This is a genomic window from Pseudomonas sp. Irchel 3H3, assembly GCF_900187635.1.
GTDB lineage: Bacteria > Pseudomonadota > Gammaproteobacteria > Pseudomonadales > Pseudomonadaceae > Aquipseudomonas.
Window position 1 is genome coordinate 475017 of the sequence record NZ_FYEC01000001.1, and the last position, 13933, is coordinate 488949.

General features: G+C 63.1%; 11 protein-coding genes. 2 read left to right on the forward strand and 9 right to left on the reverse strand.

All coding sequences use genetic code 11. The annotated features are described in order from the left end of the window. The first annotated feature begins 2 nt into the window (after nucleotides 1-2). Nucleotides 3-902, forward strand: a complete 900-nt coding sequence (locus tag CKW24_RS02220; RefSeq protein WP_095165017.1) for a His/Gly/Thr/Pro-type tRNA ligase C-terminal domain-containing protein — start codon at nucleotides 3-5, stop codon at nucleotides 900-902. Here the strand turns inward: CKW24_RS02220 and CKW24_RS02225 are convergent. After that, nucleotides 899-1420: a DUF3617 domain-containing protein gene (locus CKW24_RS02225; protein ID WP_095165019.1), complete on the reverse strand. Its 522-nt coding sequence runs from the start codon at nucleotides 1418-1420 to the stop codon at nucleotides 899-901. The two genes, CKW24_RS02220 and CKW24_RS02225, sit on opposite strands and share 4 nt — an antisense overlap. A gap of 131 nt (nucleotides 1421-1551) precedes the next feature. On the opposite strand from CKW24_RS02225, the gene cls reads away from it, so the two are divergent. Beyond that, the gene (gene cls, locus CKW24_RS02230; RefSeq protein WP_095165021.1) at nucleotides 1552-2991 is read left to right on the forward strand and encodes a cardiolipin synthase; all 1440 of its coding nucleotides are present in this window, start codon (nucleotides 1552-1554) and stop codon (nucleotides 2989-2991) included. On the opposite strand, the gene cfaB is transcribed toward cls, so the two are convergent. The 8 genes from cfaB to CKW24_RS02275 form a co-directional block, all read right to left on the reverse strand. Then, nucleotides 2988-4175 carry a C17 cyclopropane fatty acid synthase CfaB gene (cfaB, locus tag CKW24_RS02235; protein ID WP_095165023.1) on the reverse strand — a complete coding sequence of 396 codons (1188 nt, stop codon included), beginning with the start codon at nucleotides 4173-4175 and terminating at the stop codon, nucleotides 2988-2990. The genes cls and cfaB overlap by 4 nt on opposite strands. Before the next feature lie 224 nt (nucleotides 4176-4399). Then, on the reverse strand, nucleotides 4400-6541 hold the full coding sequence (locus CKW24_RS02240) for a hypothetical protein (RefSeq protein WP_095165025.1): 2142 nt from the start codon (nucleotides 6539-6541) through the stop codon (nucleotides 4400-4402). Next, on the reverse strand, nucleotides 6528-7727 hold the full coding sequence (locus tag CKW24_RS02245) for a DUF3142 domain-containing protein (protein ID WP_095165027.1): 1200 nt from the start codon (nucleotides 7725-7727) through the stop codon (nucleotides 6528-6530). The genes CKW24_RS02240 and CKW24_RS02245 overlap by 14 nt, the downstream gene beginning before the upstream one ends. A gap of 245 nt (nucleotides 7728-7972) precedes the next feature. Beyond that, entirely contained in the window at nucleotides 7973-8836 is an 864-nt protein-coding gene (locus CKW24_RS02255; RefSeq protein ID WP_095165031.1) for a bifunctional 2-polyprenyl-6-hydroxyphenol methylase/3-demethylubiquinol 3-O-methyltransferase UbiG, read from the reverse strand. After that, a complete protein-coding gene (locus tag CKW24_RS02260) occupies nucleotides 8830-9984 on the reverse strand; it encodes an acyltransferase (RefSeq protein WP_095165033.1) in 1155 nt (384 codons plus the stop codon). The genes CKW24_RS02255 and CKW24_RS02260 overlap by 7 nt, the downstream gene beginning before the upstream one ends. Further along, the gene (locus CKW24_RS02265) at nucleotides 9981-10874 is read right to left on the reverse strand and encodes a bifunctional 2-polyprenyl-6-hydroxyphenol methylase/3-demethylubiquinol 3-O-methyltransferase UbiG (protein ID WP_095165035.1); all 894 of its coding nucleotides are present in this window, start codon (nucleotides 10872-10874) and stop codon (nucleotides 9981-9983) included. The genes CKW24_RS02260 and CKW24_RS02265 overlap by 4 nt, the downstream gene beginning before the upstream one ends. Continuing rightward, on the reverse strand, nucleotides 10871-12154 hold the full coding sequence (locus CKW24_RS02270; RefSeq protein WP_095165037.1) for a glycosyltransferase: 1284 nt from the start codon (nucleotides 12152-12154) through the stop codon (nucleotides 10871-10873). Before CKW24_RS02270 ends, CKW24_RS02265 begins: the two co-directional genes overlap by 4 nt. Continuing rightward, a complete protein-coding gene (locus CKW24_RS02275) occupies nucleotides 12148-13809 on the reverse strand; it encodes a glycosyltransferase (RefSeq protein WP_095165039.1) in 1662 nt (553 codons plus the stop codon). The genes CKW24_RS02270 and CKW24_RS02275 overlap by 7 nt, the downstream gene beginning before the upstream one ends. Nucleotides 13810-13933: the final 124 nt, after the last annotated feature.

Genomic DNA, 13933 nt, shown 5'->3' on the forward strand with positions numbered 1-13933 from the left:
GCATGCTGAAAATCACCTTGGCCGATGGGACCGTGCGCGAGTACGACCAGGCGCTCTCAGTATCGGAGCTGGCCTCGAGCATAGGCCCGGGGCTAGCGAAAGCAGCGGTCGCCGGACGGGTGAACGGCCTGCTGGTGGACTGCGCGTTCATGATCCGCCAGGACGCCCGCGTCAGCCTCATCACCGCCCGCGAACCGCAAGGCCTGGAGATTCTACGGCGCTCCTGCGCACTGCTGCTGGGCATGGCGCTCAAGCAACTGCATGCCAAGGCCGAGCTGGTTGCCGCAGCGCCAGTCGGTGATGGTTTCTACTGTGATTTCACCCTGGCGCGAGCCTTGGGCCCTGAAGATCTGCAACGGATCGAGACCCGGATGATCGCGCTGGCCGCCGCCAACCATTCACTGCATTACGTGCTGGCGAGCTACTGGTCGATGGACGGCACCGCGCTGGCCGCAGGCCCCTATGTGCCCACCACCCGGGTGATGAACGCGTTTGCCCTGAGCCACTTGAGTGGCAAGGGAACGCAACGCATCTATGGCGTGTGCTGGACCGACCAGCAGGAGTTGCAGGCGTGGCAAGCCACCCCGCAACTGGTCGTCATCAACATCGATGAACGCCAGATCGACTACAGCCAAGCGCTGACCGACACCCTGCGCCGCGCCGGGGTGCACGCTCACTCGGACCTGCGCAACGAGCATATCGTCAGCAAGATCCGCCAGCATCGATCGCAGGGCGTGGAGTATGTGCTGGTGATTGGGCAACGGGAGATGGAGGGCGGTTTTGTCAGCCTGCGCGACGGCTTTGGAGACGACCTGGGCAGGATGAGTGTGCAGGCGGTGTGCGAATACTTACTGAAGGTTAGTGACGGGCGGCATTCCGCCGCCCCACAGCAAAGCGCTTAAGCCCGCGGCTTGACGGTGCCGCAATCCTGCCCCAACCACACGGCACGGGTGTCCATGCTGCCCTGTTGCTGGATGCCGGTGGCATTGAAGGTGCCATTGACCTTGGTATTGAACTCGCGGTCGCTGAGGAAGGTGGCAACACCGGAACCCTGAGCTTTCGGGCAACTGAAGCGAAACTTCCACTGGTTAGCGCTGCGGTCGGTGATCTCTTGCTTGCAGCCCGACTGCGCGTCCTGCAGCGGAATGTCGTCGGTTTTCACTTGCTCGGGTGTCAGGCAAACGCGGATGCCCTTGCCGCCCATGTTGATCCCCTGTTTCTCCAGGGCGGCCTTTTGTGCCGGGGTCATCTGGTTACCCAACTGCCCGAGGATCAATTGCAGGTCCGGCAGATTCTGGTTGTCGACCTTCATGTTGCTGGAGGTCAATTCCCACAGACCCGGTTGCAGCATCTGCGCCTGAGCGGCCACAGGAAGTGACAAGCCAACAGCCATGGCCAAACCCAGCAGACGTACGTTCATTGAGTAACTCCTAGTCAGTAATGGCCGTTAGACGTCGCCAATCTACTTCGGTTGCATGGCGAATTAAATAGCGACATTCATCGAAGAACATGGTCTGTTACGCATTGAATTCTCCGGAGCAAGGTTGCCCCATGGATTTTTTTGGCCCCCATCTTTTTGCCTACCTGATCACGCTCATTCACTCCCTGGGCACGATGGCCGCAGTCCACGCCGTGCTGACCGTCAGGACCGCCCAAGGCTCGATTGCCTGGGCCCTGTCGTTGATCTTCATTCCCTACCTGACGCTCATTCCCTACCTGGTGTTCGGACGCAGCACCTTCGATGCGTACATCAAGGCTCGACGCCAGGCCAACGAAGAGATGCGCAAGGCCATCGCTGACCTGAACTGGCGCCCCTGGGTCGAGGAAGCGCTGACGGCCCGTGCCTCCAATGCCTACGACTCGCTGCGCGCCATGCCGAAGCTGGGGCGCATGCCGTGCCTGGCGAACAACCAACTGCGCCTGCTGATCAACGGCCAGGCCACCTTCGACGCGATCTTCGAAGCCATCGAGCAGGCCCGGGAAGCGGTGCTGATCCAGTTCTTCATTGTCCATGACGACCAGCTCGGGCGGCGCCTGCAAAGCCTGCTGATCAAAAAAGCCGCGCAAGGGGTCGCGGTCTACCTGCTCTATGACCGCATCGGCAGCCACTCCCTGCCCCACCGCTACGTGCAGGAGCTGCGCGATGCTGGTGTCCAGGTCAAAGCGTTTGCCACCCGCAGCGGCTGGCTCAATCGGTTCCAGGTGAACTTTCGCAACCATCGCAAGATCGTGGTGGTCGACGGCCGGCAAGGCTTCGTCGGTGGGCATAACGTCGGCGACGAATACCTGGGCGCCAAGCCCCCGCTCTCGCCATGGCGCGACACCCACGTGGCGGTCAGCGGTCCGGTGGTGGCCTGCATGCAGGAATCGTTCGCCGAAGACTGGTTCTGGGCAGCCCGCGAACTGCCGCCATTGATCCTGCCACAGAGCTATCCCGACGACGGCGTGCTGTGCCAGTTGTTGGCCAGCGGCCCGGCAGACCCCTACGAAACCTGCTCGTTGTTCTTCGTCGAAGCGATTCATGCCGCCACGCAGCGTGTGTGGATCACCAGCCCGTACTTCATCCCCGATGAAGCGGTGTTTGCCGCGCTGCGCCTGGCGGTCCTGCGTGGCGTCGATGTGCGGTTGCTGCTGCCGTCGCGACCGGATCACCGCATCGTCTATGCCGCCTCCAGCCTGTATGCCTTTGAAGCCGTACGGGCCGGGGTCCGGGTGTTCCGTTATCAACCGGGGTTCCTGCATCAGAAGGTGGTGCTGGTCGACAGCGAAATCAGCGCCATCGGCAGCGCCAACCTGGACAACCGTTCGTTCCGGCTGAATTTCGAGGTGATGTTGTTGACCGTCGACAGCGCCTTTGCCGGCGAAGTGGAACAGATGCTCAACGCCGACTTCGCCGTGTCCCACGAGATCAACGAGGACGAAGGCCGGGAGACCCATCGCCTCAGGCAGCTCGGTATGCGGGTCGCCCGCCTGATTTCGCCGATTCTCTAGGGCGTGTAGATATCGTCCCGGGTCCAGGGCAGCTCGTGGCTGCCATCGGCATGGGCCTTGACCGCCAGGATCTGGTGCAGGTTGATCCAGCCCCGCGCGAACGCGTAGGCGCAGCCTGCCAGGTACAGCCGCCAGATCCGCAGCGCTTGCTCCGGCACCTCTTTGGCCGCAGCTTCAAGGTTGTCTTCCAGGCGCTCGCTCCAGTGATCCAGAGTACGCGCGTAGTGCAGGCGCAAGCTTTCGACATCGACTATTTCCAGGCCCACCTCGCTGATCTCGGCCGAGATCATCGACAGATGGGGTAGCTCGCCATTGGGGAACACATAACGCTCGATGAACTCGCCGGCGCCTCGCCCCACTGGCCGACCATCGATATGTTTGGCGGTAATCCCGTGGTTCATCACCAGGCCGCCTTCGCGGACCGCACCAAATAAAGTCTGGCAGTACTGCGCCAGGTTGGCGTGGCCGACGTGTTCGAACATGCCGACGCTTACCACCTTGTCGAATCGGCCATCCTGCGGCAGGTCGCGATAGTCGAGCAGTTGCAACTCCACCAGATCCTCCAGCCCTTCGTCGCTGACCCGCTGCCGAGCCAACGCCAGTTGCTCTTTGCTCAGGGTCACGCCGAACACCCTGACCCCGAATTCCCGCGCCGCATACCGCGCCAACCCGCCCCAGCCGCAGCCGACATCCAGCAAGTATTCACCCGGTTGCAGCCGCAGCTTGCGGCACAGGTGGCGGAATTTTGCTTGCTGGGCCTGCTCCAGGGATTCGCTGCCGGTTTCGAAATAGGCACAGGAATAGGCCATGTCGCTGTCCAGCCACAGCTGGTAGAAGGCATTCGACAGGTCGTAGTGGTAGGAGATCGCCGCCGCATCGGTGGCCTTGTCATGCACGCTGCGAACCGGCTGGTCGTCATCGTCTTCGTTGAGCAGTGCCTGGCTCCACTCATCACACACCCGGATCACGTCGCTGATCGACCCTTCCAGCTCCAGCTTGCCCTCGACGAAGGCCGCGCCCAACAGGTCCAGGCTGGGGTGGGTAAATTGCGCGACCATTTGCGGGTCCTTGACCACAATCGTGACACTGGGCGCAGGGCCCAGGTTAAATTCGTGGCCGTCCCAGAGTCGCAAGCGAAGTGGCAGTTGCAGATTCTGTAAGGCCGGTGGAAGTTGCGCGAGCATGAAAATTCCCCTTGTTTCAGACGTCTGAAATGAGGGTAGACCATCGTAGAAAATTAGCTGGCTATCGAATCAGACAACTGCACAGGCACGCCCTCACTGCGGTTGACTGTCATTTCTGGTTTCAGTTCGATAAAGCCGATTGTTCACAATTTGTCCCGCCTACATGTTCCACGTGGAACCCCGCGCCTGGCTACCAACCGAACGCGGGGTACGCCGTTACTGGCTCAGGAAGCCTGGCGCCGGCGCCGCAGCAACAACAGGCCCGCTACCCCCACCAGAAGCAGCCCACCGACCTGCAGCACGCGCTTGTACGGCCGCAAGTCCGAACGCACGTTGTCCACCGCCTCGGTCACGTAGCGCTGGTTGGCGGCGGCGAAGTCCGGCTCCTCACACTGCTGGCCAAAGTTCTCTGCCCACGGCACATAAGGCCCCTGCTCGACGTAGCGCCGGTACAACGCACGCTGGTCCTCAAGGCCGGTATCCCAGCCCGAGGCCTTGCACAGCACGGCGGCGAAGGCCTGGCTGGTATGGGGCAGCAGGTCGGCCGCCTGGCTCGCCAGCGCGGTGGCGACGTAGCGATAGTGGAACCGCTCGTTTGGCTGGGCGACGCTGGCGTGCTGACGCTGGACTTCGCCGAGGGCGATCAGGGGGGCGGCCTTGATCTCGGGGATGTCGAGGCTGAAATTGCCCTCGAAGGTGGCGAAATCCGGGGCCATCTCGTAACCGAGCAGCTCCATGCCGTGTTCCCGGGCCAACCGGCCCGCGTCATAGAAGGCTGCGGCACGTTTGGTCGGCCACCAGCTCGACTGCGCGGTTTCGCGCAAGCCCACGTACTCCTTGGCCAGCGCCTGCAGCCCAGGGTTGTCGAAGTACGCCGCGGCCTCGGCATAACGCTCCTCGCGCAGCAAACGCCGGCCCAACAGGTCGCGCAAGCGCGCGCTCACTGGCAGGGGCTCGTAGTTGTCACGCTGCTCCTGGGTCAGTGGTGTGGGGGCCGGCACCTGCTGGTCCACGAACTGCTTGAGCTCGTCCACCGTCAGCACCCGCTCCGCAACCAGCGCGGCATCCTGCCAATACAGGTCCTGGCTGCGGTACAACTGCTCGAATGCCTGCAGGTAGTCGCCGCGCTCCAAGGCCAGCAAGGCACTTTCACCCTCGACCCGGCAACCGGGCTTCAGCGCTTCATAGTCACCGCTGGCGGTGTTGCGCAGGCCCCAGTCTTCATCCTGGGGAAAGGCTTTGGCCGCCTTGGCATACGCACTGGCAGCCAAGGCCTTGTCGCCGTCGCGCAGCGCCATTTTTGCCCGCAGCCACCAGGCCAGGCCACCGTCACCGGCATGCTCGAGCAGGGTTTTGCTGGTGGCGTAGTCACCGATCTGGTAGTTCAGCGCCGCCAGGCGGTCAGCATTTTCCAGGCTGCCGGTAGTGCTCTGTATCAGGGCCTTGATGATTTTCTGTTCAGCCGGCGGTTGCTCACCGAAGGACCAGCCTACGTGGCTGATCAGCGCCGCCGTGACCAATTGCTGGACCGCCTGACCTTCGAGCAAGGGGATGAGCTGCGCCTCAGGCATGGCATTGAGTTCATCGATCAACTGCTTGAGGGAGCTGTAGCCGACGGGCGAACCTTGCCGGCTTTGGGTCGCGTACAACTCGACGGCACTGTTCCAGTCACCCGCCTGGCGCACCAGTCGCGCTTCTTCACCGAGGCTGGCAATACCCAGTTCGAGCGGGTCGCTGAAGCCGTCGACACTCAGTTGACGGGCCTGGATAAAGGCCTGCCGGGCTTGTTGCAAGACGTCCTGGCTGGCGGGTTGATTCTGCTCGCTGGCCTGCTGATTGATAGCCATCAATGCCCGGCCGAGCGAGTACGCGGCCCAGGTGCTGCGCAGGGCGCGCTGGTCGGCCGGGAGCGCCAGCACCTGGCGGAAGTAGTCGGCTGCCGTGGCCGCATCGCCAGCGTTGAACGCCACCGCACCCGCGGTATAGAGGCTCAGTTCCGGGGCCAGACCGGCACTCTCGGCCAACACCTGGTGCGCGTCCTGCAGGGTTCGCAGCCGGGTTACCTGCGCGCGCTGCGCGTCAGTCAGACCCAGCTGTTCAGCGTTGATCCGGGCCTGTACGTAGGGGTCCAGGTCACTGTCGTAATCGCGGCTCAGGCCAGTTGTCGCCGCTGGTTTCAGGCCGGCGATGACCTTGCCCAGGCGATTGATCTCGAACTGGAAACTGCCTTCCGGCAACTCACCCAGGGTCATCGCCCGGTCGCCCAACAGGCGCAGTGGAAAGTCCGGCCCGCAGGCGGTGGCAGTGCCCAGCGGCAGAAACAGACTCAACGCGAGCAAATGCCGCGACCAGTTACGGGAATACATGTGAACCTCCTTGATCAATTTGTGTGCAGCGTGCCCAACCCAGGGTGCGCTCGGCACCGGCGGGCAAGCGGCCGTCCCTGAGGCGGCTGAAACTCAGTTGTCCAGGCGTCTGCTGTACGGCATAGCCGTTGAGCGCATCTACGGCGACGCATTGGCTGACGGCCAGGGTCACCCGTTGCGGCAAGGTGCCGTCGAGGTTGCCGTCATTTCTGACCACGATGTCGTACAGACCTTGCTGGCTGGAAAGGTTCAACGCCAACCGGCTGTGCAGTTGCTCACAGCGCGCTACGGCCCCCAGGGTCGTCAGGCTCCAGGCACGCCGGTCGCCCTTGAGCGGCAGGCGAAACCAGATCAATCCGGCCAGGTGTGGCGGCGGCTCGGCACGCAACTGGCTGGCCAGTGTCGCCAGTTGTTGCGGGTCGGCCATCAGTTCGCGGCGCTGGCCGACCCGTTCGATCGGCACTTCACTCTCCACCAGGGGCGCCCCGCCCTCTCCCGGCAGCAGGGCGATGCCATAGGCCGGCAATGCCAGGTAAAACGGTTGCCGAGTGATCCGGCTCCAGCGCTCAGCCCATTGCTTGGCTTGCACCGGGTCGAACAGGCCAAGCTCCGGACGGCTCACCGCGTGCACTTGCAAGACGCTGCTGTCGACCGCCGCCAGCAAGGCCGCCAGCTCGGGACTGTCGAGCCAGGCCGGCAAGGCCGTGATGCTCAGCTTCAAGGAGGCGGGCAAGGCCTGGCGCAAACCCAGCAGGAACTCGCGATAGGCCGGCAATCGCGCGGTCCCGGCATCGTGATCGATTTCCACACCTGCCAGCGTCAAGCCCAAGGCCTGCCAATCGGCGACCATTTGCAGGATCTGCGCCGTGGTATCGACCGGGTCCAGGTGCTTGAGCTGGCCATCCAGGCGGACCACCGCAATCAGTGGCCGGCCGTCACGCTGCAACAACGACCCATCGATCTGCGCGCGACGCCAGCCGCCTTGTGGATAAGTCTGCAGGGCGAGGACCCGCAGGGTGGAAAAATCGGCACGCGATTGCGCCAGCGCCTCGGCATGGGCGGTGGTCCATTGGCGCTGCCAGATGTAGAGCTGTTGATCGAGGGGGGGCGCGGTCGACTGCTGGCAACCGCCCAGGAGCGCGAGGCTGAACAACAGCGCACGACGCAGAAGATAAATCGAAGACATTAAGGGCCCGTGGCTGAAGGACTGACCTGGCCCGCTGGGGGTGATAGTTTTGTTGTGGGTGTTTGTGTGGGAGCGAGCCTGCTCGCGATGGACGCAAGAGCGCCGCGGTGAATCAGGCTTGATGCGTCATCGTTGACGACCATCGCGAGCAGGCTCGCTCCTACAGTGATATTAGGTGCCCACAGATTCCGCATACACCTCGCTCCCACATTCACACCCACACACAGCCAGGCCGGTGCGTCAGCCTACGCAGCCAATGGCTTGCGGGCAATGATCACCTGACTTTTTGCGACTACGCCATCCAGCGCCTGCTTGATCTGCTCGCCGCGTGGCGACTCCAGGACCGCCGCCCAGGTCTCGGCCCAGTGGTTGAGCAGCGGATGGTCGGGACTGCTCAGGTCGACCTTGGCTTCCCAGAACAACATCATCCACAGCGACCAGTAAAAGCCGTACTGGCTGTGGCTGAGCACTTCCAGCCCGGCGTCGCTGACCATCTGCTTGAACTGATCTTCGCTGATGATGCGGATGTGGTTAGGCTTCTGGAAGTACTCGGGGGCGGCGATGTCTTTCTGCAGATTTTCCGAACTGGGGTGCGGGACACTCAGCAGATAGAGCGCGCCCGGCTTGCCGACGCGCACCAGTTCGGCGAGAAACTGCGCGGGGTCGTCGACGTGTTCGATGACCTCGGTGGACACCACCCGGGTCGCCGTCTGATCGGCAATCGGCAGTGGCGCGCAGTCGGTGACGTGGCACTCGACGCTGGCCGCGATGGTATCGCCCAGGCGCAGGCGAGTGGCTTCGACCTTGGCCGCGTCGATGTCGGCAATGATGATGTGCGCCCCCCGGGTAGCACAGAAGTGCACGTTGCCACCGTCACCACACCCCACGTCCAGCAGCGTGTCGGCGGCCGTTACCGGGAAGCCGGTGAACAGTTCGCCGGTCTGCTGGTTGAACCAGCCACTGAGCACCGCATCGCGCAGGCCCAGCATGTAGGGATCGACCTTGGGTGCCGGCGCAGGCGTTGCCGCCGGGGGCGCGACTGGCGCAGGGGGACAGGCCGCAGCGGGGGCAACAGCGCCCCCCGCCAGCTTCTTCAACAGGCTCAGCATGAGGTGACTCCTGGGGATGGGGTGGCCGCTCGGGACGCACTCAAGCGTTTGACCAACGCCGCGCCGCGATTACGCATGGGCATTTCGATAAAGCGGTAGTTGAGCTCGCTCAACAGCACGATCAGGCCGAACGCCAGCAAGATCGTGATGATCGGGTGGCCGGCCGGGCTCGGCAAAGACGCCGCCTGCAAGCGAAAGATCAATTCGCGCACCAGCGCATAGGCCGGGATATGGATCAGGTAGATGCCATAGGAGCGACTGCCGATCCAGGTCATCACCCGCTTGAACAGCCCCGGTGGCATCAGGTAGTCACAGTTGTAGGACGCCAGCCAGACCAGCACCGCACTGAGCAGCGCGATGGCGCCGATGCGGTAGGAGGTGAAGGTAAAACGATCGGTCGCCAGAAAGCTCATCAACATGGCAATGGCCACCAGCACCGCGATACCTGCCCAGGGCCGGCGCAGGAAGGTCGGCTGCCAACGGCGGTAGGAAGGTTGTGCACTCCACATGGCCAGCAACACCCCCAACGCCAGCGCGTCGGTGCGGATCACCATCAGGATCGGCGTGCGCAACGTCAGCAGTTGCACCGCCACCAGGGCCAGCAAGGCCCACACCAGATGTTTGCGGCAGACCAGGATCAACAACGGAAACAACAGGTAGAACTGCTCCTCCAGGGACAGGCTCCAGTACACGAAGCTGGTGCCGTACTCATAGTGGAAGAAGCTGTCGGCGAAGCGGAAGTTGGCGTACTGCAACACCCCGGCCAGCGTCGCCTGCAGGTTGGCGGCCAGGGTACCGAAGGCGCCTGAGCGGTTGATGAACAGGCAGGCCAGGAGCATCAGCGCTAGCCACAACCAGGCCGACGGCAAGAGTCGAAAGGCGCGCCGCAGCCAGAAATTGCGGGTCTGCTCCCAGCACTCCTGGCGCGTACTGCAACCCAGCAGCGCGGGGATCAGACTGCGCGCGATGACAAACCCGGAAATCGCGAAAAACAGATCGACGCCCCACCAGGGCTGGCCCAGGGCATGGATGGCTTGCAACAGCGGGACCTGCCCGGCGAACAGGCTGTCTTGCAGGTGATGGAACAGCACCCCGAGCACGGCAATGCCGCGCAACAGTTCGATGTCCATGATCCGCTTGTCACTCATCCCGCGCTCCCCGGCGTTACTTCACCAGCCATGGGCTTGCGCGCGATGATCACCTGGCTCTTGGGCATGAACTGGTCCAGCACCTGTTTGATGGCCAACCCGTCGGGCTGCATCAGCAAGTCATGCCAGGTGCGGGCCCAGCCTTCCATCAGGGGCGGGTAAGGCGCCTGGATCCGGTCACGCACCGCGCCCGCCATATCCCGCCCCGCCGCACGCTCGCTGGCCCAGAAGAAGATCATGCCCATGACCCAGAAGAAGCCGGTGGCCTGGCGGTGTTCAATGATCAGCCCGGCGTCTTCGACCAGGGCGGCAAAGCGTTCATGGGAAAAGATCTGCACATGGTTCGGCGCCTGGAAATAGGCGGCAGGCGCGATGCCTCGTTGCAGGTGCTCACCCACCGGCGCGGGCACGCTGAGCAAGTACTGGGCACCGGGACGACCCATGCGCACCAGCTCGGCCATGAACTGCTCGGGGGTATCGACGTGCTCCAGCACTTCCATGCACACCACTTTGCTCGCACAGCCGTCCGCCAGCGGCAGCGGCAAGCTGTTGCTGACCAGGCCAAGGGCTGGGGCCTGGGTCATGGCATCCACCTGGCGTGCCAGTTCGCGGACCTTGTCCTGTTCGCTGTCGGTAAAAATCACCGCGGCGCCCTGGCGCACTGCAAACAAGGTCGCCGCGCCCTCGCCACAACCGACGTCGAGCAGGGTGTCGTCGGCGCCAATCGCAAAGCCCTTGAGCAATTCCCCAGTACCGCCGAGAAACCAGCCGTCGAGTACCGCATCGGTGAAACCACAATCACGCGGCGATACCACCGGGACCGGGGCCGGTACTGGCTCCGCTACCGGGACGGGCGCAGGACGCAGCCAGTCGAGCAGGCGGCCGATCATGCTGGTTTCGCCTGGGCGATCACGCTTGCCAGAAACGCCTGCAAGCGCTGCTCGGTAACCGCTTGGCTGCAGAACGCCTGCAGACGAGTGACGGCATGGTCCGACATGCGTGCATAGCGTGGCGCATCGTTACGCGCCACCTGATAGCTGGCCTGGTAGGCCGAACACAGCGAATCCCAATTGGTGACGTACCGCAGGGTGCGGTAGGCCGCACGCGGGTCATGGGGCCAGGCGGTGAGTTCGTCGGTCGAGTCGACGATGAAGGTGTTTTGCCCATCGATGTAATCGGCCATCGCCGTGTTGCACGGGGCGACCGCCGGCTTGCCGCAGGACATGAACTCCATCAGCGGCAGGCACTGGCCTTCACCGAATGAACTGTTGACCACAAAGCTGGTGGCCTGCACCAGGCGCTCATAGTCCGCATCGGCGAGAAAGCCGTGGATCAACACAATGCGGCAACGGTAGTGCTGGTTCTTGTAGAGGTGGTGCAGCATGTCGTTCAAGGCGTCGGTGATGTCGTGGTGCGTGAGCTTGAGCACCAGGGTGGCATCGGCACACTCGCGGAACGTGGTGCAGAACGCGCTGAGCATGTCCTGCCAGTTCTTGCGCCCATCGTAGGGGTTGAACACCGAGGTGTAGATCACCCCGTCGAGCACCAGTTCGTGCTCGCCGGCAGGCGCGGCGAAATCCACCGGCTCGCCTTCACGCAACGCCACCGGGCCATACGGCCGCAGGTCCAGGTTGCGGCTGTCGATCAGCAGGCCACGCAGGCTGAGGCTGACCTGTTCGGCCAACGGCTGCTGCCCGAGCGCGCGCCCGCGCCCGGCAAAACGGTCCCAGACCGGCGCCGGAATCGCGCTGATCGGATAGTCCGGGCCCATGGCATCACGCACCGCGGTCACGGTAAAACTGGAATGGGTAATCGCGGCGCCGACTTTATCCAGCACCATGCGCCAGTCGTGCCGGGGTTCGCCCTGCCAGGTGTCGGTGGGAATGGTGCTGAACTCCCAGGCAAACACCGGAATGGTCGGACAGGCGTAGTGGATCGGTGTGCGATGGGGCGGCGAGAACGACAGGAACACGCAGTCTTCGCCACGGCTTTGGCAGTCGAAATACAGGCGGTCGACCAGTTCGTCGGGGTTGCTGACCTCGATCACCTGCCCCAGCCGCTCCAGTACCGGACGGAACTCCTTGAGCACAAAGTAGTAGCTGTACTCGGGACGGCCGAGATTCTGCTCGATGTTACTTTTGTTGGTTTCCGAATGAATGATGATCAGCATGAGGCCGCCCCTGCGGTCGCGACCGGCGACTCAGGCACCGGGTTGGTTGGCTGTTGCAGTCGCAGGAAGTCCGCCAGGCGTTGCTGCACTCCTGGGAAATTGCAGTAGTCGCGCATCCGCTCGTTGGCCGCACTGGCCATGGCCTGGTAACGCTCGGGCTGCGCCTTGGCCATGTGATAACTGGCCAGGTAGGCATTTTTCAGCGATCCCCAATCGGGACGCTGGTAGACAGTGCGGAACAGGATCCGGCTGTCCTGCGGCCACACAGTCGGCTCCTGGCTGGAGTCGACGATAAAGGCCACGCGGTCGTCGATGTAGTCCAGCATCGCCGTATGCCGAGGGGCGATCACCGGCTTGCCACAGGCCATGAACTCCATCAGTGGCAGGCACAGCCCTTCGCAGCGCGAGGCATTGACATAAAAACTGGCGGCGCCGTACAGCCGGGCAAACTGCTGGTCCTCCAGGTAGCCGTGGATGACCACCACCCGGCAACTGAAGGGCGACAACTGCGACAGCAGGGTCAGCATGTGCACGTAGTAGGTGGACAGGTCTTTCTGGGTCATCTTCAACACCAGGGTGGCGTCTTCGACATCGCGCATGGCCCAGCAGAATGCAGTGATCAAGTGGTGCCAGTTCTTGCGTCCGTCATCGGGGTTGAACACGCTGACGTACACCACCCCCTCGACCTGAATTTCGACCACTTGATCGGTGTCGGGAAACACTGCTTGCGGGTGTGAATCCTCGAGGGGCACATGCGCCCTTTCAACCACCTCCACTACCGGGGCAAGCGGCGATACTTCGGCGGCAGGTCGCTCGCCGCGCAGGCGTGCTCGCAGGCTTTGCGGCAGCAAATCACGAAAACCTTCGCCGTAGACCTGGTGCAGGTAATGGCGAAAGATCACCAACTGCCGGCGCAAGGGTTGGCTGGCAGCCTCGCGCAGACTCTGGCGCAGGTAATGTTTGGTGATGAACAGACGCCGATGCCAGGTCAGCGGTGGCGCCAGAACCACCGCTTCAGGCTCAAGAGCGGGCTCAGGTTGCGGCTCGGGTTGCGGCTCAGGTTGCGGTTCAGCCTCAGCGACGATCGGCGCGATCAGGCCGTCCGCCGAAAGCCCCAACGTGCGGCTGTCGATGATGCAGCCCAGGGTCTGCAAGGTGGTGCCGGGGTTGACCGGCTGGCTCGCGGACTGTTGGCGAATATCGGCGAACCGTTCCCAGAGCGGGGTCGGCAGCACCAGCACCGGGAAGTCTTCGCCCAAGGCCCGACGCATCGCCTGCGCCGTATGGCTGGACAGGGTGATGACCCGGCCATGCTGCGCCAGGGTATGGCTCCAGTCCTGCCGGGGGTCGTTGTCCCAGTGCTCGGTGGGAATGGTGTCGAACTCCCAGGCAACCACGCAAATCGTCGGGCAGCTCAGGTCGGTAGGCGTCTTGTGTGGCGGTGCGAACGAAAGGAACAGGCTTTCTTCACCCTCGACGGCAAGGCGTCGAAAAAGTGGGTCGACTTCGCTGATCGCGTCCACCATATGGACCCGACCCAGGCTTTCAAGGACCGGACGATAAGCCTTGAGGACGAAGTAGTAGCTGTATTCAGGACGGCCGAGGCTCTGGCTGATCGAGCGCTCGTTCACATCCGAGTAAAGAATGAAATTCATGGCATCCCACGCTGAAACCGCCTTTTCGGCAGCCTCATTCTTATGACGGCACAGCCCTGGATTTACCCGCCATAGCGCAGTTCGTCCAGCGCCTGCATGCCCGTCTACGTTCTTGTTTTTGTGG

Excerpts from the sequence above, each read along its gene's own strand:
- CKW24_RS02220 (WP_095165017.1), top strand. The coding sequence starts at position 3 with ATGCTGAAAATCACCTTGGCCGATGGGACCGTGCGCGAGTACGACCAG.
- CKW24_RS02225 (WP_095165019.1), bottom strand. The coding sequence starts at position 1,420 with ATGAACGTACGTCTGCTGGGTTTGGCCATGGCTGTTGGCTTGTCACTT.
- cls (WP_095165021.1), top strand. The coding sequence starts at position 1,552 with ATGGATTTTTTTGGCCCCCATCTTTTTGCCTACCTGATCACGCTCATT.
- cfaB (WP_095165023.1), bottom strand. The coding sequence starts at position 4,175 with ATGCTCGCGCAACTTCCACCGGCCTTACAGAATCTGCAACTGCCACTT.
- CKW24_RS02240 (WP_095165025.1), bottom strand. The coding sequence starts at position 6,541 with ATGTATTCCCGTAACTGGTCGCGGCATTTGCTCGCGTTGAGTCTGTTT.
- CKW24_RS02245 (WP_095165027.1), bottom strand. The coding sequence starts at position 7,727 with ATGTCTTCGATTTATCTTCTGCGTCGTGCGCTGTTGTTCAGCCTCGCG.
- CKW24_RS02255 (WP_095165031.1), bottom strand. The coding sequence starts at position 8,836 with ATGCTGAGCCTGTTGAAGAAGCTGGCGGGGGGCGCTGTTGCCCCCGCT.
- CKW24_RS02260 (WP_095165033.1), bottom strand. The coding sequence starts at position 9,984 with ATGAGTGACAAGCGGATCATGGACATCGAACTGTTGCGCGGCATTGCC.
- CKW24_RS02265 (WP_095165035.1), bottom strand. The coding sequence starts at position 10,874 with ATGATCGGCCGCCTGCTCGACTGGCTGCGTCCTGCGCCCGTCCCGGTA.
- CKW24_RS02270 (WP_095165037.1), bottom strand. The coding sequence starts at position 12,154 with ATGCTGATCATCATTCATTCGGAAACCAACAAAAGTAACATCGAGCAG.
- CKW24_RS02275 (WP_095165039.1), bottom strand. The coding sequence starts at position 13,809 with ATGAATTTCATTCTTTACTCGGATGTGAACGAGCGCTCGATCAGCCAG.